This is a genomic window from Campylobacter sp. VBCF_01 NA2 (assembly GCF_027797205.1).
Classification (GTDB): domain Bacteria; phylum Campylobacterota; class Campylobacteria; order Campylobacterales; family Campylobacteraceae; genus Campylobacter_B.
The window spans coordinates 1,095,086-1,114,106 of the sequence record NZ_CP115607.1 but is presented as its reverse complement, the minus strand read 5'-3'; the positions used below and the strand labels follow the sequence as shown (position 1 = coordinate 1,114,106).

General features: G+C 36.6%; 21 protein-coding genes and 2 tRNA genes. 16 read left to right on the top strand and 7 right to left on the bottom strand.

Annotation, left to right across the window (positions count from 1 at the left end):
* The first annotated feature begins 3 nt into the window (after window positions 1-3).
* From lptE to PF027_RS05760, 7 genes are all read left to right on the top strand, one after another.
* Entirely contained in the window at window positions 4-555 is a 552-nt protein-coding gene (gene lptE / locus PF027_RS05790; protein ID WP_270872468.1) for an LPS assembly lipoprotein LptE, read from the top strand.
* Window positions 536-1,759 (top strand): Mur ligase family protein, encoded by a 1,224-nt coding sequence (locus PF027_RS05785; protein WP_270872467.1) that lies wholly within the window; start codon window positions 536-538, stop codon window positions 1,757-1,759. Before lptE ends, PF027_RS05785 begins: the two co-directional genes overlap by 20 nt.
* Window positions 1,746-2,636 (top strand): M23 family metallopeptidase, encoded by an 891-nt coding sequence (locus tag PF027_RS05780; RefSeq protein WP_270872466.1) that lies wholly within the window; start codon window positions 1,746-1,748, stop codon window positions 2,634-2,636. Before PF027_RS05785 ends, PF027_RS05780 begins: the two co-directional genes overlap by 14 nt.
* Window positions 2,636-5,611, top strand: coding sequence for a DEAD/DEAH box helicase (locus PF027_RS05775; protein WP_270872465.1), 2,976 nt, complete (start codon window positions 2,636-2,638; stop codon window positions 5,609-5,611). Before PF027_RS05780 ends, PF027_RS05775 begins: the two co-directional genes overlap by 1 nt.
* A gap of 13 nt (window positions 5,612-5,624) precedes the next feature.
* The gene (locus PF027_RS05770; RefSeq protein WP_442868132.1) at window positions 5,625-6,452 is read left to right on the top strand and encodes an ATP-binding protein; all 828 of its coding nucleotides are present in this window, start codon (window positions 5,625-5,627) and stop codon (window positions 6,450-6,452) included.
* Window positions 6,439-7,119 (top strand): 3-methyladenine DNA glycosylase, encoded by a 681-nt coding sequence (locus PF027_RS05765; protein WP_270872463.1) that lies wholly within the window; start codon window positions 6,439-6,441, stop codon window positions 7,117-7,119. The genes PF027_RS05770 and PF027_RS05765 overlap by 14 nt, the downstream gene beginning before the upstream one ends.
* A gap of 125 nt (window positions 7,120-7,244) precedes the next feature.
* The gene (locus PF027_RS05760) at window positions 7,245-7,745 is read left to right on the top strand and encodes a hypothetical protein (RefSeq protein WP_270872462.1); all 501 of its coding nucleotides are present in this window, start codon (window positions 7,245-7,247) and stop codon (window positions 7,743-7,745) included.
* An 85-nt stretch (window positions 7,746-7,830) separates the two neighbouring features.
* Here the strand turns inward: PF027_RS05760 and PF027_RS05755 are convergent, their stop codons facing one another.
* The 3 genes from PF027_RS05755 to PF027_RS05745 form a co-directional block, all read right to left on the bottom strand.
* The gene (locus PF027_RS05755; RefSeq protein ID WP_270872461.1) at window positions 7,831-8,025 is read right to left on the bottom strand and encodes a hypothetical protein; all 195 of its coding nucleotides are present in this window, start codon (window positions 8,023-8,025) and stop codon (window positions 7,831-7,833) included.
* Between the two features lie 674 nt (window positions 8,026-8,699).
* The gene (locus tag PF027_RS05750) at window positions 8,700-9,167 is read right to left on the bottom strand and encodes a hypothetical protein (protein WP_270872460.1); all 468 of its coding nucleotides are present in this window, start codon (window positions 9,165-9,167) and stop codon (window positions 8,700-8,702) included.
* A complete protein-coding gene (locus PF027_RS05745; RefSeq protein WP_270872459.1) occupies window positions 9,164-9,415 on the bottom strand; it encodes a hypothetical protein in 252 nt (83 codons plus the stop codon). The genes PF027_RS05750 and PF027_RS05745 overlap by 4 nt, the downstream gene beginning before the upstream one ends.
* 258 nt (window positions 9,416-9,673) lie before the next feature.
* Between PF027_RS05745 and PF027_RS05740 the strand changes: the two genes are divergently transcribed.
* The 9 genes from PF027_RS05740 to PF027_RS05700 all read left to right on the top strand — a co-directional run bounded on the left by PF027_RS05740 (window position 9,674) and on the right by PF027_RS05700 (window position 17,268).
* Window positions 9,674-10,171, top strand: coding sequence for a hypothetical protein (locus PF027_RS05740; protein ID WP_270872458.1), 498 nt, complete (start codon window positions 9,674-9,676; stop codon window positions 10,169-10,171).
* A gap of 73 nt (window positions 10,172-10,244) precedes the next feature.
* The gene (locus PF027_RS05735; RefSeq protein ID WP_270872457.1) at window positions 10,245-10,478 is read left to right on the top strand and encodes a hypothetical protein; all 234 of its coding nucleotides are present in this window, start codon (window positions 10,245-10,247) and stop codon (window positions 10,476-10,478) included.
* Between the two features lie 49 nt (window positions 10,479-10,527).
* Window positions 10,528-10,650 (top strand): hypothetical protein, encoded by a 123-nt coding sequence (locus PF027_RS05730; RefSeq protein ID WP_270877229.1) that lies wholly within the window; start codon window positions 10,528-10,530, stop codon window positions 10,648-10,650.
* A gap of 257 nt (window positions 10,651-10,907) precedes the next feature.
* On the top strand, window positions 10,908-12,323 hold the full coding sequence (locus PF027_RS05725) for a hypothetical protein (RefSeq protein ID WP_270872455.1): 1,416 nt from the start codon (window positions 10,908-10,910) through the stop codon (window positions 12,321-12,323).
* On the top strand, window positions 12,320-12,733 hold the full coding sequence (locus tag PF027_RS05720; protein ID WP_270872454.1) for a hypothetical protein: 414 nt from the start codon (window positions 12,320-12,322) through the stop codon (window positions 12,731-12,733). The genes PF027_RS05725 and PF027_RS05720 overlap by 4 nt, the downstream gene beginning before the upstream one ends.
* A gap of 1 nt (window position 12,734) precedes the next feature.
* The gene (locus PF027_RS05715; RefSeq protein ID WP_270872453.1) at window positions 12,735-13,862 is read left to right on the top strand and encodes a zonular occludens toxin domain-containing protein; all 1,128 of its coding nucleotides are present in this window, start codon (window positions 12,735-12,737) and stop codon (window positions 13,860-13,862) included.
* Window positions 13,804-14,988 carry a type II secretion system protein GspD gene (locus PF027_RS05710; protein ID WP_270872452.1) on the top strand — a complete coding sequence of 395 codons (1,185 nt, stop codon included), beginning with the start codon at window positions 13,804-13,806 and terminating at the stop codon, window positions 14,986-14,988. The genes PF027_RS05715 and PF027_RS05710 overlap by 59 nt, the downstream gene beginning before the upstream one ends.
* Window positions 14,989-14,998: 10 nt before the next feature.
* The gene (locus PF027_RS05705; protein WP_270876568.1) at window positions 14,999-16,393 is read left to right on the top strand and encodes a replication endonuclease; all 1,395 of its coding nucleotides are present in this window, start codon (window positions 14,999-15,001) and stop codon (window positions 16,391-16,393) included.
* Between the two features lie 8 nt (window positions 16,394-16,401).
* Window positions 16,402-17,268 carry a tyrosine-type recombinase/integrase gene (locus tag PF027_RS05700; protein WP_270874081.1) on the top strand — a complete coding sequence of 289 codons (867 nt, stop codon included), beginning with the start codon at window positions 16,402-16,404 and terminating at the stop codon, window positions 17,266-17,268.
* Between the two features lie 63 nt (window positions 17,269-17,331).
* Here the strand turns inward: PF027_RS05700 and PF027_RS05695 are convergent.
* The 4 genes from PF027_RS05695 to rpe all read right to left on the bottom strand — a co-directional run bounded on the left by PF027_RS05695 (window position 17,332) and on the right by rpe (window position 19,018).
* Window positions 17,332-17,406 (bottom strand) — tRNA-Met (locus tag PF027_RS05695).
* Window positions 17,407-17,430: 24 nt separating this feature from the next.
* Window positions 17,431-17,505: transfer RNA gene (locus PF027_RS05690), tRNA-Gln, on the bottom strand.
* An 80-nt stretch (window positions 17,506-17,585) separates the two neighbouring features.
* A complete protein-coding gene (locus tag PF027_RS05685; RefSeq protein WP_270872449.1) occupies window positions 17,586-18,380 on the bottom strand; it encodes a 3'-5' exonuclease in 795 nt (264 codons plus the stop codon).
* Window positions 18,377-19,018 (bottom strand): ribulose-phosphate 3-epimerase, encoded by a 642-nt coding sequence (gene rpe / locus PF027_RS05680; RefSeq protein WP_270862519.1) that lies wholly within the window; start codon window positions 19,016-19,018, stop codon window positions 18,377-18,379. The genes PF027_RS05685 and rpe overlap by 4 nt, the downstream gene beginning before the upstream one ends.
* Window positions 19,019-19,021 lie beyond the last annotated feature (3 nt).

Here is a 19,021-nt window from a genome sequence, read left to right as displayed (position 1 = left end):
AAAATGAGAAATTTGATTAAAAATTTAGCCGTTTTTGCGTTTGTGGTTTTGGTTGTTGGTTGCGGATATCAGCCAGTATCTAAAATCACTTCGCAGATTATGTCAAAAAGCGTGTATGTCGATGTGCTGATGAGTAAAACAGACCCTCAAAACACAGTGGCTATCAAAGACGCTGTCAAAAGCGGTATCGTAGCGCGCCTAGGCTCAAATTTAGCCGACAAATCTAGCGCACAAACCTACATTGTAGCCAGCATAAAAAGGCTAACTTTCACAGCCCTTACCTATGATAGATACGGCTATATTACGAGTTATCGCGCGAATTTGACGCTAAATTTCAAAACAAAGCTTAAAAATGGCGAAATTTTTAGCAAAGACTGCGTAGGAGACCATGATTTTTCGGTCTCTCGCTTAGTCAAAAACAAACACGACACAATCTCAGTCATCAGCGACAAAGAGCGCTATGACGCTATCGAAAATGCCTCTACTCAGGCGTTTGATGAGTTTATTTCTGCGCTTGCGATCAAAGGCATACAGCTTGAACGCGCTAAAAAATAGCTCTATTTTTGACTTCTTAAACGCTCGTCCGATTTATTATAAAAAGATCGATTACGAGCGTTTTCCAGCCGCCTTTGAGGCCGTGCGTAGCGCACTCCCGCTAAAAAATATCACCCAAATCATCGGCACCAATGGCAAGGGAAGCACTGGCAGGTTTTTATCTAGGATTATTATGAGTGCAAATGGCGCAAATGGGCGAAATTCGGGCCCTAAATTTAGCGTCGGCCACTACACTAGCCCGCATATTATGAGATTAAATGAGCGCATTTATCGCGACGGGCGCGAGATTAGCGATGATGAGTTGCAAGGCGCGCACGAGTTTTTGCAAGCAAATTTACCGGCAAAATTTAGAAATAATCTTTCGTATTTTGAATACCTGACTTTGGCGGCTGCGGTGCATTTTAGGGAGTGTGATTACTGTGTATTCGAGGCTGGTATGGGTGGCGAGTTTGACGCTACGAGCAGTTTTGATAGAGAGCTTTCGCTTTTTACCCCTATTGGCACCGATCATATCGGCATGCTGGGCGTTAATTTGGAGCAAATTTCGCGCACGAAGCTTAATGCAATGGCGCAAAATGCGATTTTAAGCGATGAGATGAACAGCCTTAGCGTGAAAATCGCGCGTGAAATCGCAGCGCAAAAGGGGGCAAATTTGGCGTTTGCAAGCGATTTTTTAAACGCAGATGAAAAGCGCGAAATTGCCGAATATATCAAAACTCACAATCTAGCAAATTTTCAATATTCAAATTTAAAATTGGCCGTGGCTGGGGCGAAATTTTGGGGCTTAAATTTTAAAATTGCTGAAATTTTGCCCCTTGATTTGCCTGGGCGCGCCGAAGCAATCGCTCCAAATATCATTATCGATGTGGGGCACAACGAACTAGCCGCCGCGGCACTTGCCAAGGAATTTGCAGGCAAAAAATTTACGCTGATTTACAACGCGTTTGCCGATAAGGATATCAAAAAGGTTCTTGCTACCCTTGCGCCGATTATCAAAAATGTCCAAATTTTGCCTTATGAGGCCCCAGGCCGTGAGCTTGGCGGGGAGATGATTACGCAGGCTTTGGACGAGCTTGGTATCGCGCACTCTGAATTTAGAGGCGAAACCTATGAAAATGAGCTTTATTTGGTGTTTGGTTCGTTTCATTTAGTCGAGGAATTTTTGAAATTTTATAATAACGGGGCGAAATTTGGCAAAAACTAAAATCACAATTAGTGATAATTTCGGCTCGAAAACCATGGAATTTGGCGAGAATTTTCGCTTTCAACTTAAAATTTTAGTCGCATTTATCATTGTCTTTTTGTTCGTTTTGTTTTTCGCGCTTTTTCGCCTAAATAACGACAAAAAAAACCTAAAAACCACCAATGCTACGCTAATGGCGCAGGTCGAAAAGCTAGAAAAACAAAACCAAAATTTGATAATTCAGGCAAATCAAATGCGCGAACAAACCAGCCTCGATATCGCAAACGAAGGCCCTGACGGCGATGAGAGCGACGCGCAAATCGCGCAGTATTTCAGCGAAAGACTGGCCCAGCGCAACAAATCAAACGCTAAAACAATCAGCGCAAACGATAACACCTATAAATTGATGTTTCAATACATACCAAACCGCTACCCGATAAAAAACCGCGGAATCACCGATAATTACGGCATGCGCACGCACCCGATAGCCGGCGTTAAGCGCATGCACCACGGCATAGATTTGCGCGCCAGTGTCGGCACACCGGTAATCGCCACAGCAGATGGATTTGTTGATTTTGCCGGCGAGAGCGGAAACGGATATGGCATACTCGTGCGAATTACGCACAATTACGGATTTTCGACAAGGTATGGCCATTTAAGCTCGGTTAGCGTGGCTCCTGGCATGTGGGTTAGCAAAGGCACGGTTATCGGATACACGGGCAATACAGGGTATAGCACGGGGCCGCATTTGCACTATGAGGTGCGGTTTTTGGGTATGACGCTAGATCCTTTGAATTTCATGCTGTGGGATAGCTCGAATTTAAATATCTGGTCGGTCGAGCCAAATGTATCGTGGTATGAGATAAATCGCGTCTTGCAAAGTGGGGCGCAAAAATAATGCAAGCTAGAATTTATGAGTATTTTTCGCAAATTTTAGCGCAAAATTCTGCGCAAATTTGTCCTCAAATTTTAATTACAGATGATGAAAAAGATAGCGCACTTTGCGCTGAGGTGTTGAAATTTTTGGGTTTTAAAACCTTTGTTTTGCCTGATTTTAGGGCGCATTTTGGCGAGGATTTGCGAAGCTACTACGACGAGCTAATCGGCATTTCACGCTCTCTTAGCGCGTATTACAAATGCGAAAAGCGCAAAATTTTAATCTCGCCAGTTCGCACGATTTTAAACAAACTCCCCACAAAATCGCAACTAAAAGGGATAAAAATCGAATTCGCCCAAAAGCTAAATTTGGCTGAATTTAAAGATGAAATTTTGCGCCTTGGATATAGCGTGACGCAGGTCGTCGAAAGCGCAGGCGAGATTAGCTTTCGTGGCGAGATTATCGATATTTTCCCGCTTGGAGGCGAGTGCGGGGTGAGGGTTTTGCTCGATGATGATGAAATCGAGAGCATTAGGCATTTTGACATTGATACGCAAAAATCCGAAAAAATCGAGCTAGAAAGCGTCGAGATTGAGCCGTTTTTGGCGAATTTAAACAAGGGCGAGTTTGAGAGCGCAAACGAAAAAATTAGCGCCTTTGATAGCGACGCTTTGATTAACGATCTAACTTCGCTTGGGTTTTGGTTTATTGATGGGTTTGCGGATTATTTGCAAGAATTTAGCGCGGTTTTAGCGTGTCCTATCAAAAAAGATGAAATCTTTGCCGAAAGGGATCTAAGCGTCCTTGATACACTGCCGCTAATACCTGCCGCGCGTAAATTTAAGGATTTGCAAATCACGCCAAATAGCGAATTTTTCGAATTTCACAAAAATGATAAAATTACCATTATCGCGCGAAACGACGCGCTTTTGGCGCATTTGGATCTCTCAAATTTAAGCAATGCGAAAATTTTAAAAGAGGATTTTATCCTAAATTTAATCAGCCCTGATGAGATTATAATCTCGCTAAATAAGCTAATTCCAAAAAAGCGTGTGCGAAAATCTACTTTGGCGATTGATGAGCTAAATCCGGGCGATTTTGTCGTGCATGAAGACTACGGAATCGCCAAATTCGCTGGCCTTGAACTAGCCACCGTTTTGGGGCATTCGCGTGAGTTTGTCGCCCTGATATACGAAGGCGGCGACAAGCTACTTTTGCCTGTGGAATACCTAAATAAAATCGACAAATATATCGCTGGTGGGGGCGTGGTAAGCCCTGATCGCCTAGGCAAGGCAAGCTTTGCAAAAATCAAAGAAAAGGTGCGCGAAAAACTCTTTGTCATCGCTAGCAAAATAATCCAAACCGCCGCTAAACGCGAGCTAATTCGTGGCGTGATGATAGAAAATACTGGCCCAAATTACGCCAAATTTATCGCTTCTAGCGGGTTTTCATACACGCCAGATCAAGAAAGCGCGATTAGCGCGATTTTGCAGGATTTGCGTAGTGGCAAGGTCATGGATAGGCTATTAAGTGGCGATGTGGGCTTTGGCAAGACAGAAGTGGCGATGAACGCGATATTTGCCACGATAAAAAGTGGCTTTTCTGCGCTGTTTTTCGTGCCGACGACTTTGCTGTGCGCCCAGCACTACGCTACGCTAAAAGCGAGATTTGAAGAGTTTGAAATCCCTGTTTTTAGGCTAGATAGATTTAGCAAAGCAAAGGAAAAAAGCGAAATTTTAAAACGGCTTAAAAATAACGAAGCGATTGTGTGTGTGGGCACGCATAGTCTGCTAAATGTCGAAGCGCCAAATTTAGGGCTTGTAATCGTCGATGAAGAGCATAAATTCGGCGTGAAGCAAAAAGAGAAATTAAAGGAAAAATCGCAAAATTCGCACCTTTTAAGCATGTCTGCTACGCCGATTCCACGCTCATTAAATATGGCGCTAAGCCAGATTAAGAGTTACAGCACGCTTTTAACTCCGCCACTAGATCGCCTCGATGTGCGCACAATGGTTAAAGAGTGGGACGAAAAAATCGTAAAAGAGGCGATTACTAGGGAGCTTCGCCGTGGCGGGCAGATTTTTTATGTGCATAATCATATTGCAAGCATGCCTAGCGTAAAAAAACGGTTGCTTGAAATTTTGCCAAATTTAAAAATCGTAATCTTACACTCTAAAATCGATGCGCAAACCACCGAGGACGAGATAGCTAAATTTATCGCTGGGGAGTATGATCTCATGCTATGCACGAGCATAGTCGAGAGTGGAATCCACATGCCACGCGTCAATACGATTTTAATCGACAACGCCGATAAATTCGGCATAGCAGACCTGCACCAGCTTAGAGGCAGGGTAGGGCGAAGCAACAAACAGGCATTTTGTTACTATTTAATCAGCGATAAAACCGCCCTTACTAGCGACGCGCTAAAACGGCTCGTGGCATTAGAGAGCAACTCATTTCTAGGCTCTGGCTCGGTGCTAGCGTATCATGACCTAGAAATCAGAGGTGGTGGAAATCTCGTCGGCGAAGCGCAAAGCGGGCATATCGAGGCTATCGGATACAGCCTGTATTTGCGTATGCTAGAAGATGAGATAAACAAGCTTTTAAACCAAAAAACAATCATTTCAAGCGTCGAGCTTAAAATTTCAGTCAATGCCTTTTTAAATAGCGAATATATCGCGGAGGATAGGTTGCGACTTGATATTTATCGCAGGCTTAGCAAATGCGAAAACGCTATGCAAATAAATGAAATTTACGCTGAAATCGAGGATAGATTCGGCAAGGCTGATGTTTATACCAAGCAATTCATTGATATGATGATGATAAAGGTGTTAGCTCAAAATATCGGTGTGCGCGCGATTTCGAGCATGGAAGTAAATATCGTAATCACAGATAAAAATGGCGAGAAAATCCGCCTAAAATCGCCTTCGAAAGACGATGATGATGTGCTAGCGGAAATTTTAGTGTATTTGCGAAAGGAAAACAAAAATGTCTGAGTTAAATTTGAAAATTGATTGGCAAAGCGTGCAAGTGGCGCAGTTTCGCAGACACGGATTAAAACTGCGGGCGATAGAGGATATTGATTTTGTGGATATTAACGCGCTTTGTGGCTTGGAGGCGCAAAAAACTGCGCTTGTAGAAAATACGCGAAATTTTATTCACGGGCGCGGGGCAAATCACGCCTTGCTTTGGGGCGAGCCGGGCTGTGGTAAATCAAGCCTAGCAAAGGCAGTTTTTACGAAATTTTTGCAAGACGGGCTTAAAATTGTCGAAATCGGTAAAGATGATTTGGAGTATCTCATCGACATAATCGATGAAATCAGGGGGCAGGATTATTATTTCATCATTTTTTGCGATGATTTAAGCTTTGAGCTTGGCGAAAACGCCTACAAGCACCTAAAACCGCTACTTGACGGCTCTATGGAGCGCGCGCCCAAAAATGTGCTAATGTATGCGACCTCGAATCGCAGACACATTTTAAGCGAGCTAGCCAGCGACAACATGGGCGCGCAGGTGGGCGCCGACGAGCTTCATTTAAGCGACGCTAAAAACGAGCGCATTAGCCTTAGCGAGCGATTTGGTTTGCAACTTAGCTTTTATAGTGGAAATATGAGCGAGTATTTGGGCGTGGTGGAGAGCTATTTCGCGGCATTTAGATTTATGAGCGTTGATGAGTTTAGGCAGCGTTTCGCGCACGCACTTGACGAGTTGCGCGCCAAAGCTAGCGAGTTTGCGAGGGTTAGGGCGAGCCGAAGCGGGCGGATCGCAAAGCAGTTTGCGCTAAGCTATGCGAGCGAGTTTTTTGCGAAATTTAGCCCCGAAAATGAGCGCGACTGAGCTATTTCGCGCACTTTTTGGCGCGATTAAATTTGATGATTTTCGCTGGTGGCCGAGATATGGCGAATTTGAAGTGATTGTCGGCGCGATACTGATCCAAAACACAAACTGGAAAAACGCCGAACTTGCCCTTGAAAACCTGCGCCAAAAAGGGCTTTTAACTTTGCAAAATTTAGCGAATTTAAGCGTGGAAAATTTAGCCGAAATCATCAAACCAAGCGGATTTTATAACCAAAAAGCAAAACGGCTAAGCTCGCTTTGCAGGGCGATTGCGGCAGAATTTGGCGATTTTGAAAATTTCGCGCACGCCGTAAGCCGTGAGTGGCTTATCGGCCAAAAAGGCATAGGCGCGGAAACCTGCGACGCGATTTTGTGCTATGCGTGCGGGCGACCTACAATGGTCGTTGATAGTTACGCACTTCGAATTTTGGGATATTTTGGCTATGAATTTGAGTGCTATGATGAGTGCAAAGAGTGGTTAGAGAGCCTAAATTTTAGCGAAGTTTTTAAGTTAGCAAATTCTCGCTATGAGAATTTTTCAAATGACGAAAACGGCGCATTTGCGCTATTTCACGGACTAATCGTGGAATTTTGCAAAGCACACTTAAAAGGTAAAAAATTCGACGAATTTGCGATAAATTTATTTGATGAGTTAAAATGCAGTTAAAAATCCAAATTTTTCTAACAATCTTTCTCGTGATTTACACCCTTTTATCGCTACCTAGCCAGATAAAAAATAAAAACTATTTTCAAATTTTTCTTTTTTTGTCTTTTGTCTGTATTGGCATAGAAATGCTTAGGCAAAACAGCCTTATAAATGGGCTTTTATCTAGTGTTGGTATGGATTATTTCGACATTATTTTGATTTGTATTATGCTCTTTTTTATCTATGCTTTTCGTTCTGATAAGCTTGGCGCTTTTATGGTGTCTGCAATCTCTTTTTTTAATGGGTTTGCTTCGCTAAACGGATATAAAGTGTGGATCAAACACCAAGGCTGGGTAAGACTTGGCACAAGGGGCAAAATTTTTGTTTTTATTGTGGCTTTTGCCTCGCTTATCGCCTTTTTATTTGGCAAAAAAAGCAATCAAAATAAACTATTTTTCTGCAAAAATTGTCAAAAGACTTTTTATTTTTATGAGGTAAAAAATTTAAGGTGCAAACAATGTTTTGGGGATTTGGTGGATTATGAGCACTATTTAAAACAAAAATATGCACATAAAAATGAAATTTTTACTGGTGATAAAGCTGGTGAGTCAAAACCGCGCAAGAATAAAAGAAAAAAGCATAAATAAACCCAAAATGGCAAAATTTTAGCCGATTTTGCCCCTTGGAAATTTTAAAATTTCGGCGCAGTGTTTTATGGCTTGCGAAGCGAGATTAAATCACGCACAAATACTTGATTTTCTCACCCTCAAATTTCAGCTCCACTATGTCGTGCCAAAGTGTGATAAACTGGCTATTTACGCAGAAAAGTTCCTCGTGAAAGTGTCCGAAAAACCACTTTTTAAATTTGATTTTGCGATAAATTTCTTCTAGCAAATCGCCGTTTGGATCGCGGAAACCACTATTCATAACAAACATTGCTGTGGAATTTGTTATAAAATTTGAATTTATTTATGATTTTTTCTAAATATATTGGAAATTATATGAAATTTATGTTACAAAAATGCATTTGTATGATTTAAATTATTAAATTTGGTTGCAGAGGAGGGATTTGAACCCCCGACCTTCGGGTTATGAGAAATTTGTGCGTTTAATTTCTTTTGATAATTCCCTTAAAATTGGCTTTTTATAGCATAGGGTGGGGTATGGGGCAAAGCCCCATAAATACCAACGCCGACGGCGTGAAACGAGCGTAGCGAGTAGCCGTCGAGCGTGTGTTGCAAGTTTAATTTGTCAAATTTGCAATTGGCGTAATGTGATTTTATTTGCAGTCGTCGAATTTTCGCCCCTAAAAACAAAAAACATAATCTTAAAATTACCTATAACTTTCAATTTATAAATTCGTGTGGGTAACTCTTTACCCCTTTTTCTTGGGTTGGCGGTGGCGTTTCTGTAAGAAATGGGGGAGGAGATTTACAATCGGGCACTCATATTTTTAAAAGGGTGGGAAATTTTATGTTTATATGAGTAAAATAGATAAAATTGGGGGGTGGGGCTTCCAGCAAACTAAGATGGGCGGGAGCTTGCGACCGCCCGTCTTAGTTTGCTCTTGTGTCTTTATATACTAATGTTCGCCATTAAAATTATTGCCAGTATTTATCAACCTGTTTTATGTTTTGTCTATGTTCTATACAAAGCGGTTCTGTGTTTTTGTTTAATCCGAATTTGTAGTGTGTGAAGTCAATATATGGATTATAAATACTAAATTCCATTTTTAATTCAGTATAAATAGCAGCAGACAATAAAGGCTCTTGGCAAATTAGCCTTTCAACCGCATTTCTAAATTCTGCCGTTGAAAATTTCTTTTTGTCATCGACTTTTAACTTGAAATAAAATTTATTGCCTTTGTAGCCGTAATTGTAGCTAAATTTGTCTTTTAGTTTTAGTTTATTAAATAATCCATTTTCTGCTCTTTCAAATATATATTTTCCGATCTCATAGGCAGATTTATTTTGATACCACGCCTTAAATTTACTATATTCATAATCAAAGGCTTGGTTTGCAGATGATAAAGTCAAGGTAAAAATAAATAAAAATAGGATTTTTTTCATTTACTTTCCTTGTCGATTTCTTTTTTAAGAATTCTAGCTTTAATGTCTGCAATGTAGTATTCTTTCTCTGTTTGGCTTAAATTATTGAAGTATTTTAAAAATTCAGTTTCTACATTATCTGTTTTATTTATTGAATTTTCTTTGTATTCCATAACTATTTTATATAGAAATTCTTTTTCTTTTTTCCAGTTATAGAGAGTTGGCTCTGAAATTTTTAGTAATTTGCAAAAATCTTTGTTATTCATCATTAAAAACCTTGACAATTTTATAGTTTTTTACTAAAATACTAAAATAATTTAAGTAATAAACTATAAAGTAATTTTTTTATGCACCTTTATTTTATCTATTTATTACTTAAAAATATTGAGAAAATATAGATTTGAAATATCAAATTTGTATTTTGCCCTGAATATGGCTTTAAACTGTTCCGCCTTTGTGATTGCTTAGGATACTCATCACAAAGGCGAGTTTAAGTATCCTAAAAAGACAAAATTAAGGAGTATCCTATGTCAAGTTATATATCAGATTTTATCTTTCAAAACGAGAATTTACCTTTTAGCTTTGAAAATCAATTTAAACGATTTTCATACATTACCATTTTTCCAAATCAGGCTAACGCTTCGGGCGATAAAAACGAAAACGGCGTTTATGTTTCGTGGTTTCAGCTTGTAGCACAATTTAAAGTTACTTATGATGCTGTCAATGAAAATGGCGAAGTTTTAAAGGGCGAAAATGCTATTACAAAAACACTTATTATCAAATTTACAGATGATTATATGCGTAAATTTAATTTAAATGGAATTGCATTAAAGGATTTTTTTAACACTTATTTCGTTGGTAAGCGTTTTATAACTTTACCAGTTACGGAAGAAATGCCAGTTTATGAGTATAAAAATAATACTCGGAATTTAATCAAAAATCAAAGTCAAGTTTATGTTGTAGATGATTTTAATTTAACCGAATTTATAGAATTTATAAAAAATCAAACAAAATCTAAAAAATAGTTTTACAAGCCGATTTAAACAAAATCGGCTTAATAAAGCTATTAAATAGCTAATTCCATAAAAGGGGTTTTTCATGGAAAAACTAAAAAAATTTGCAAAATCTGCAAAGGCAAAAGCCCTAACATTAGGAGCTTTGGCGTTCGTTGGCGTTAATAACGCTATGGCTGATGTAACAATGTCAGCAGACGGAAAAGTTAGCGGAAATTTTGACATTTCTCCGCTTTATGGTGTCGCTACTGCGATTTTTACGGCTCTTGGTGCTATTGTTGTCGTTAGATGGGCGATTAGCTTCATTAGACGCGGTTAAAATAAAGCCCCTATTTTGGGGCTTTAAAACGAATAAATAAGGATTTAAAATGACAATACCTTTTGAAAATTTGCAAACTTTTATTTATTCGTTTTTTGTTATTTTTTTAGCTTTTCTTGGTCTTGTAAAAATCGTTTCTGAAAGTATCGGATTTTTGAAAGGCGAATTATGAATTCTTACGACATTTTTACGAATTTAAATCTTAATTTTAGCGATTATAACTATTTAATGGCTCTTAGTGGCATTTTGTGCGGATTTGTTTTCGCTAGTTTAGTTTTGTTTTTCGTGTCAAGGATTTAATATGTATAGTGTTGTCCCTTTGACTGGTATTAATTCATTTGATTATTTTTTCTCTATATTTTTTTGGTTTTCTGTTTCATTAATTCCGATTTCTGCGGTTATTAGTATCCTAGTGAAACGGTGGCATAAATGAAAATTTTAATTGGAATTTTAAAAATTTTTTTATTGTTATCGCTGTTTTTTAATTTAGCCTTTTGCGATATTCAATTAAAGCCTATTCCTGTTTCGGATATCCTTACAACTAATAAAGAAAATGAAATTTATGTATTAGATCCTTATTCTACTTATCCTGAACTTACTTATTATAAATATTGTGCTTATGAAAATAATAACAATATAAATAATACTACTTCTTATATAACTTATGGTTCTAGTTCTTCTGGTCTTTGGACTAAAATTACTTATAACAATCTATTTTCTGGTGTTTATGCTATCAATTCTGAACATTTGTTAATTTATGATAATGTTTTTGATCCTTGTATTAAATATGATAATAATGGCGTTTGTATTCTTGGTAATCAAAAATGTGTTGTTTGTGATGGTAGAAATGGACAATATTTTAATTCTGATACTGGTTCATGTTCCAAAGATTGTGAAATTATCCCAAATTTAAAATTTCGTGCCGATTGTCATTGCAAACAAAAAAATTTAGGCTCTTATGTTTCTTCTCGTATTGTTGCAAATATTTCAAATGGTGATGATGATGAGCCTTTGGCTGTTTGTAAGGTTACTTGTAGTAATGGCGAATTTGATGCAGAAGAAATTTATTGTAGTGTTGATGATACTTTGCGCGAACAATCCGATACTAGCACTGGTTCAAATGGCAATAATAACCCAAATAATGATGACAATGAAAATCCTAGTGGTGGTGGCAATAATAATCCAAATAACGATGACAATGAAAATCCTAGTGGTGGTGGCAATAATAACCCAAATAATGATGACAATGAAAATCCTAGTGGTGGAAATTCTGGTGGTGGAAGTTCAGGTGGTGGAAGTTCAGGCGGTGGAAGTTCAGGCGGTGGAAGTTCAGGCGGTGGAAGTTCTGGCGGTGGAAGTTCTGGCGGTGGAAGTTCTGGTGATCCTAGTGATGATTCTGGCACTACTGCCCCAGAAAATCCAGAAAATCCAGAAAATTCAGAAAATCCAGAAACCCCTTCTGGTGATTGTGTGGGTGATAATTGCACTCCGCAAGATATTACGAGCGATTATTCTAAAATGCTTGATGACGCTCAAAAACAATTTGACGGAGCTTATGGTAATACCAAAAAAGAACTTGATGGACTTATTGATAAAGCAAAGTCGGCTATTGATGATATTAAAAATGGTGGCTTTATTCAGTTTGGAAAATCTAGGGTTTTAAATTGCCCTTTGAAATCTGATACTATCGATTTTAAATTTTTTACTTATCAGTTTAATTTTGATTTGTGTGTTTGGTTATCTCGTCTTTATTCTGTTTTATATTTTTTGACTTTGGTTACTTGTTTGTTTTTTGGTTTGAAGTTCATTTTTGTTCGAGTAATTAATTTGGGCGGTGCTGAATGATTGGTGCTATTTTAGCTTTTTTTGCAGAATTGCTTAAATTCTTTGGACTTCGTGCTGTAAGTTTTGCTAAAAAAATGGCGCAATTTGCGGTTATTGTGGCAATTAATAGTTTGATTGTTGTTTCTTTTATTGCATATTTTAGCGCTCTTATTTCTACTATTTTATGGCTTTATAGTTCTTTTAATGATTTGCTTCGTCGATTTAGTAGCGTTGATAGTGATGATATTTTGTCGCTTGGTTTTAAGGTTTTAAAATCTTGCGGTGTTTGGGACGGCGCAGTCGATGCGTTTTCTATTTTGAGTGTCGGTTTTATTAGTATTTTTGTTGGTTTTCTTACAAAAATTATTTTAAAGGCTCTTTTGCAACTTCGTATAAGTGTTTTAAGCCTTATTATTGCATTAAAGGAATAATATGGCTATTACTTATATTGTAGGAAATCCAGGAAGCGGAAAATCATATTTAGCAGTTTATAAAATTTGGGAATTTTTCTATAAAAACAAAAAGAAAAAATCAAAAATCGATAATGAAAATTTGCAAAAATATAAAATTTGCTATACAAATATAAACGAGTTCAAATTTAATCTTTTTGATAATGTTTTAGAGTTTGATTTTAACGATTTAATGTATCATTTAACTAATCTTTATACTATGTATCAAAACAAAGAAAACGACCAAAAATTACTTGAATATTGCGAAAATAATAGTTTTAAAAATGCTCTTTTTGTTATCGATGAAGTTCATAATATCTTTAAGAAAAACGATGAAATTTTGATTTGGTGGCTTACATATCATCGCCATTTATACCATGATTTATTTTTGATAACGCAAGATCTATCACTTGTTCCAAACGAATATAAACGAATTGCAGAGTTTTTTTATAAAGCTGTCGATAGTGGAAAACGGCTATTTTCAAAGAAATTTAGATATATTCAATATTCAAATTATCGTATGTATCAAAATTCAATTATTCAAGGCGGTGCATTAAATATACCTTTTAGCACTGAAATTTTTAATTTATATCATAGCGGTAACGATACAAAAATTAAAAGCTTCGTTCAAAAATACCTTATTTTTGCGTTTTTGCTTGTTTTAATTGCTATTTGTAGTTTTATTTATACGCTTTTTTCTTTTGGTAGCAATGTAGAAAAAGAAAAGGCGGTCGCTGAAAGCAATTTTAATAGGGTTGGCGGTGGCGTTTCTGTAAGAAATGGGGGAGGAGATTTACAATCGGGCACTCATATTGAAAAAGAGCCATTAAATAACTATAAAGACGGCTTCGCTGTCTTTATAGTTTGTTATGATAATTTCTGCGAAATTTCAAAAGAATATGAAATTTTTCCTATGTCTTATTTAATGGCTCTTTTGGAAAATTATAAGCCTATTTATTCGAAGCGAATAAAAAGCATAAATTCGATTAAGTATTTTTTTGTTTTTAAAGAAAATATTTTTACAAATTTGATGAAAAATCAAGGAGTATCCTATGAAAAAAATTCTGATTTTAATATTGGTGTTTTGGGTTCAGATACTGAACGCAGATAGTTTTAAACATAGTTTAGTTGAATTCGTTTCTTTTGCTTCTTCTCATAATAATGTTAATATTATTGTAAGTGAAAAAGCTAATGAGGGCGAATTTTATTTTTTTAGCGATGAAAAAGAGCCAAAAATAAGCCTTGATATGTTGCGTGAAATGCTTTTAATACAGGGCTTAACTTTGATTAAATTTGATAGTTTTTTTCTTGTTGATTTTTTGGAAAACAATATCAAAAATTTAAAAACTATTGAATTTTATAATGAAGAAAATAAAGAATTTGATTTTTATTCTGTTTCATTGAATAATTTTGTAAAAGATGATATAAAACAAGTTTTGCAAATTTTAGATATAAACTCAACTTATATCGACAATTCAAATACTCTTTTTTATATCGCAGATGATGAAAAACAAAGCAAAATTTTAAGTGCTTTACAAAAAATCGATGATACGCCAAAACAAACAAGTATCAAATTAACGATTTTGGAAACAAATTTAAAAGATTTAAAAGATCGTGGCTCGGAAATTACTTCATATTTGAAGTCATTTCCTAGCGATACTTTTAACTATTTTTTAAATTTGATAACAATGCCATATAATGCGGTTTCAAATGTAACTGCAAATTCAAAGTCTGGTTATTATGGCGTATTGCGATTTTTAGATTTAAAGGATTTTAGTGACATAAAATCAAGCCCGTTTTTTACAATTCGTAGCGGTAAAGAGCTTTATTTTAGCAGTGTTGAAAATATCCCGTATTTAATGCAAAATAAAGAATTTACAGATAGCAGACAAAGCGTAACTAGTAGCTATGAATACCGAGATATTGGCTTAAAAATTACGCTTTATCCGATAATTTTAAAAGACGGAAGCGTTGATTTGTCGCTTCATTTGATAGTTGAAGACATTATAAGTAATGAAAACGATAAACCTATGACAAGCAAAAAAGAGCTAAAAAGCTCATATATCATAAAAAAAGGCGAATTGCTTGTTTTAAGCGGTATAAACAAGCAAATAACTTACGATAAAAAGTATTCTATTCCGCTTTTAAGCGATATTTGGTTTATTGGAAATTTATTCTCTTTTAGTTCAAAAGAGAATAAAGATACAACTTTAACGCTTTCGATTGAAATTTTATAAAGGATTTTTTATGAGAGTTTATATCAAAGACGGAATAAAATATCTTTTTAGTTCAAAATATGAGATTTTTAACGAACCTTACGGCATAAGTGTCATTGATAAAAAAGATATTGACAAGAAAATTTTAAATACTTTGAATTTTTACAAAAATTCATATATTGAGATTAACGGCGAAAAGCAAATATCATTTTTTGATTTTTCGACTTCGGCAAATATTCAGCCTAAACGCTATCACGCTGAAATTTATAATCGCATTAAAACTATGCAAGAATTTGCATCCGAGCTTGGTTTTGATACGCCTATTTTTATAACTTTGACGGCTCCGTCGTATTTAAAGCCGTTAAAACAGGTAAAATTAGGTAAATCAAAAAATATAAAGCTTGTCGATAATCCTAAATTTGACGGCTCTGCTGATTTTGTAGTTCGTGCAAGAGATTTTATAAGTGAGAGTTGGCGTAAATTTTTAAGACAGCGAATTTTTAAAGAGATAAAAAGCGAATTTAATGAAAACATTATGTTTTTAAAGGTTTTTGAACCGCATTTAGACGGCTGTCCGCACTGTCATATCGTCGCTTTTGTGCCTAGTAAATTTAAAGATAGATTTGTGAATTTAGCACAAAACTATTTTAAAACAAAAACGGATATAAAAAGCGAATTTGACGATAACGGCGGTGGCGTGATAGCCTATCTTTTGAAATATGTTTTAAAAAGCTTTACAAACGGCAAAAATGGAGCGATTAACGATGTAGCATATTGGTATATTTATTATAATATCCGTCGTTTTAGCACTAGTAGGACTTTAATAACAATGGAACTTTATCGAAAAATTCGCCATAAAAGCGAATTTAGAGATTTAAAACAGATGACAAATTTATTCCGTGACGGCTTAATAAGTTGTGATTTAATCGCTGATAATAGTAAATTTTGCAGTGGCGAAAAACTAAAATCAACTGATTATATAATTGATACGATAGTCGTAAGCATTGACGGATTTGATTATTTAGAACATAAAATCGCTTATAAGCGGTCAGATAAAGTCGTCGTGCATTTAGCGAGTGGTGATGAGCGAATTGTAAATCGTGGTAATTCTAGGATTAATCCTTTTGAGTTAAAAGATATCAAAGATGCCGATCGTAATAAAATCGTGCATTATAACCCTTATAAAATTTTTAGGACTTCTTGGGAAAATATGAGCGATGAACGATTAAAACGCTATTATAAAGATAATAAATATTGGATTAGTGATGATTGCTTTGATTTTATTGATTTTGCAAAATTAGAAAATGAAATGATTGAACGCGGATTTTTGCAAAGATTTAAAAATCATATTGAGCCTTTTAAAGATGATTTTGAATTTTTGCAAAATGAATTTGCTAATCGTGGTTTGATACCTTTTCCATTTTAAGGCAAACGATGATATTGAACGATTTATTTGCTGATTATGTCGTTTTTTATGAGCTGATTTTGCGAGAACATACGCTAAAAAGCGATATTTACACATACAATAAGCACATAAAAAGCACAATCGGCGAAAAAGATATAACAGAGCTAAATTTCATCGATATTCAAAAGTTTTGCAATGATTTAATAAAACAAGACTATAAAATCAAAACAGTTAAAAACATACTTGCGAAATTGCGTGTTATTTTTAAGCTTGGTATGAAGCTAGAAATTATAAATAAAAATCCTTGCGACTTCGTGGAATTGCCTAAATTTGATAATAAGCGATATTTTGATTATTCTTTAAAAATTCAAAAGAAATTTATTAAAGCAATTTGCGAAAATAAAGGTTATAATGCCGATATTTTCTTTTTTCTTTTACACGGTCGCAGAAAAGGCGAAGTCTTAAATTTGCGTTGGTGCGATATAAATTTCAAAACAAAAACATATATAATACCTTGTAAAATCAATAAAGCAAAGCGAGATATGGTTTATTCGATGAGTGATGAGCTTTATAAAAGACTTTTAAAACTGTATATTCAAGCGAAAAATGATAAAAATTTAGATAATTATATTTTTGTAAATCCTATGACAAATACTAAATTTACCGATTTGCGCCGTTCTTGGAATTCTCTTTTAAAACGAAATAATTTACCAAAAATAAGATTACACGATATAAGGCATTTAATCGGAACATATTCGATAAATTATCTTAAAATTCCTGTGGAGCAGGTTTCTTTTGCGCTAGGTCATACAAATATAATAACAACGCAAAAATATATAACAACTAATATTAAAAAGTCAAAAGAACTGATTGAAAATTTGATAAATTCGGTTTAAATAAAATTCAGATTTTTTTAAGTGTCTTTGTGGTTGTTTCGCAAATGCCTAAAAATGAATAATTGGTTGCAGAGGAGGGATTTGAACCCCCGACCTTCGGGTTATGAGCCCGACGAGCTACCACTGCTCTACCCTGCGATACAAAAATGATTTAAAGAAGTGTGGATGGGGTAGGAGGATTCGAACCTCCGCATGATTGGACCAAAACCAATTGCCTTACCGCTTGGCGATACCCCAATGCAAAAGAACTTGTATTATACATCAAAATTGGTTAAAAGTCAAGGAAAATTTAAAAATTTTTAAATTTTTGTCGAAACTTAATTAATGTCTTTTTCTATTGGTTTTTTCAGCCCTGCTGTGCGGGAAAATAGTATCAAATCCTCTGTGCTTTGCACGCTCCATGGAAGTGCGCTTATGGCGTGAGCGAAGATTTCCTTGCACGAAATAGCGTCGCTGTAAGCCCTGTGGTGGGTGTTTTCGATACCCAAAAGCTCTTTTAGCGCGCCGAGATTGTATTTAGGCGACTCTATCGTGCGACGCGCTAGCTCGACGGTGCAAATTTTGCGGTTTAGCAGCATGCCAAACCCGCATTTTTGCATACTTGCGTCGATAAAACCATAATCAAATTTGACATTGTGCGCCACGAAAATCGCGTCGCCCAAAAATAGCCGAAACCGCTCCAAAACGCTAGCTAGGCTTGGTGCGCCCACCAAATCGCGCGCGCTAATTCCGGTTAGTTCGGTGATACCCTCTGGCACAAAATTTGCATATACAAAGCTCTCAAATCTATCCAAAACTCGCCCGCCTTGCACCTTTATCGCGCCGATTTCGATGATTTGACCGCTACTTAGCCCGCCACTGGTTTCAATATCCACAAAGCAAAAAATCTCGTCCTCGATATCGGTTTCGCGGGTTTTGAGCGTGATTTTGCCGTTGTCTAGCTTGATGACATTTAGCCCCATGGCGCGCCACATGCTAAAATCTTTTGGCTCAAAAAGCTCCGCAACTAGCTCGATTTTTTGCGCTTTGGCGATAAAATCGTGGTAGTTTATACTTTTTTGCGCCAAAAGTTCGATTAGGTTATCAAGCCCTTTTCTGCTGTCTTGGCTCATACTTTTAGGGCTTTGATAGCTTCGCTGTAATCGTTTGATGAAAATACGAAATTCCCAGCCACGACGATGTCCGCGCCTGCACTATCTAGCTCGGCGACATTTAGTCCATTTACGCCACCATCGACTTCGATCATACATTTCGCGCCCCGTTTTTCGATTAAATTTCTAAGTTCCGAAATTTTACGCAAGGCTGATGGGATAAATTTTTGCCCGCCAAAGCCCGGATTTACACTCATTAAAAGCACCATATCAACCTCGTCTATGATATAATCAAGCGCGCTAATTGGTGTGTGTGGATTGAGTGTGATAGCGGGGCTGACGCCGTTTTTGCGGATATGATCTATCAAGCGCAAAGGGTGTTTTTCCTCCTCGATATGAAAGCTTAAAAATTTCGGTTTTAGTGGTAAAAATAAATCAGCGAAAAACGGCACATTTTGCACCATTAAATGAATATCAAGAGGCTTTGTGGAGGCCTTGGCTACGGCATTTACGACAAGTGGGCCGATTGTGAGATTTGGCACGAAGTGTCCGTCCATGACATCGACATGGATCAGATCTGCTCCCGCATCGCATACTGCGCGCACTTCTTCGCTAAGCCTGCCAAAATCAGCCGATAAAATACTAGGGGCTACATACATATC

Bases quoted from the DNA above. Each gene is read 5' to 3' on its own strand.
- PF027_RS05705 (WP_270876568.1), top strand. From the start codon at position 14,999: ATGAGAGTTTATATCAAAGACGGAATAAAATATCTTTTTAGTTCAAAA.
- PF027_RS05720 (WP_270872454.1), top strand. From the start codon at position 12,320: ATGATTGGTGCTATTTTAGCTTTTTTTGCAGAATTGCTTAAATTCTTT.
- PF027_RS05750 (WP_270872460.1), bottom strand. From the start codon at position 9,167: ATGAAAAAAATCCTATTTTTATTTATTTTTACCTTGACTTTATCATCT.
- PF027_RS05710 (WP_270872452.1), top strand. From the start codon at position 13,804: ATGAAAAAAATTCTGATTTTAATATTGGTGTTTTGGGTTCAGATACTG.
- PF027_RS05760 (WP_270872462.1), top strand. From the start codon at position 7,245: ATGCTTAGGCAAAACAGCCTTATAAATGGGCTTTTATCTAGTGTTGGT.
- PF027_RS05735 (WP_270872457.1), top strand. From the start codon at position 10,245: ATGGAAAAACTAAAAAAATTTGCAAAATCTGCAAAGGCAAAAGCCCTA.
- PF027_RS05775 (WP_270872465.1), top strand. From the start codon at position 2,636: ATGCAAGCTAGAATTTATGAGTATTTTTCGCAAATTTTAGCGCAAAAT.
- PF027_RS05700 (WP_270874081.1), top strand. From the start codon at position 16,402: ATGATATTGAACGATTTATTTGCTGATTATGTCGTTTTTTATGAGCTG.
- PF027_RS05715 (WP_270872453.1), top strand. From the start codon at position 12,735: ATGGCTATTACTTATATTGTAGGAAATCCAGGAAGCGGAAAATCATAT.
- lptE (WP_270872468.1), top strand. From the start codon at position 4: ATGAGAAATTTGATTAAAAATTTAGCCGTTTTTGCGTTTGTGGTTTTG.
- PF027_RS05740 (WP_270872458.1), top strand. From the start codon at position 9,674: ATGTCAAGTTATATATCAGATTTTATCTTTCAAAACGAGAATTTACCT.
- PF027_RS05730 (WP_270877229.1), top strand. From the start codon at position 10,528: ATGACAATACCTTTTGAAAATTTGCAAACTTTTATTTATTCGTTTTTT.
- PF027_RS05765 (WP_270872463.1), top strand. From the start codon at position 6,439: ATGAGCGCGACTGAGCTATTTCGCGCACTTTTTGGCGCGATTAAATTT.
- rpe (WP_270862519.1), bottom strand. From the start codon at position 19,018: ATGTATGTAGCCCCTAGTATTTTATCGGCTGATTTTGGCAGGCTTAGC.
- PF027_RS05745 (WP_270872459.1), bottom strand. From the start codon at position 9,415: ATGATGAATAACAAAGATTTTTGCAAATTACTAAAAATTTCAGAGCCA.
- PF027_RS05685 (WP_270872449.1), bottom strand. From the start codon at position 18,380: ATGAGCCAAGACAGCAGAAAAGGGCTTGATAACCTAATCGAACTTTTG.
- PF027_RS05755 (WP_270872461.1), bottom strand. From the start codon at position 8,025: ATGAATAGTGGTTTCCGCGATCCAAACGGCGATTTGCTAGAAGAAATT.
- PF027_RS05725 (WP_270872455.1), top strand. From the start codon at position 10,908: ATGAAAATTTTAATTGGAATTTTAAAAATTTTTTTATTGTTATCGCTG.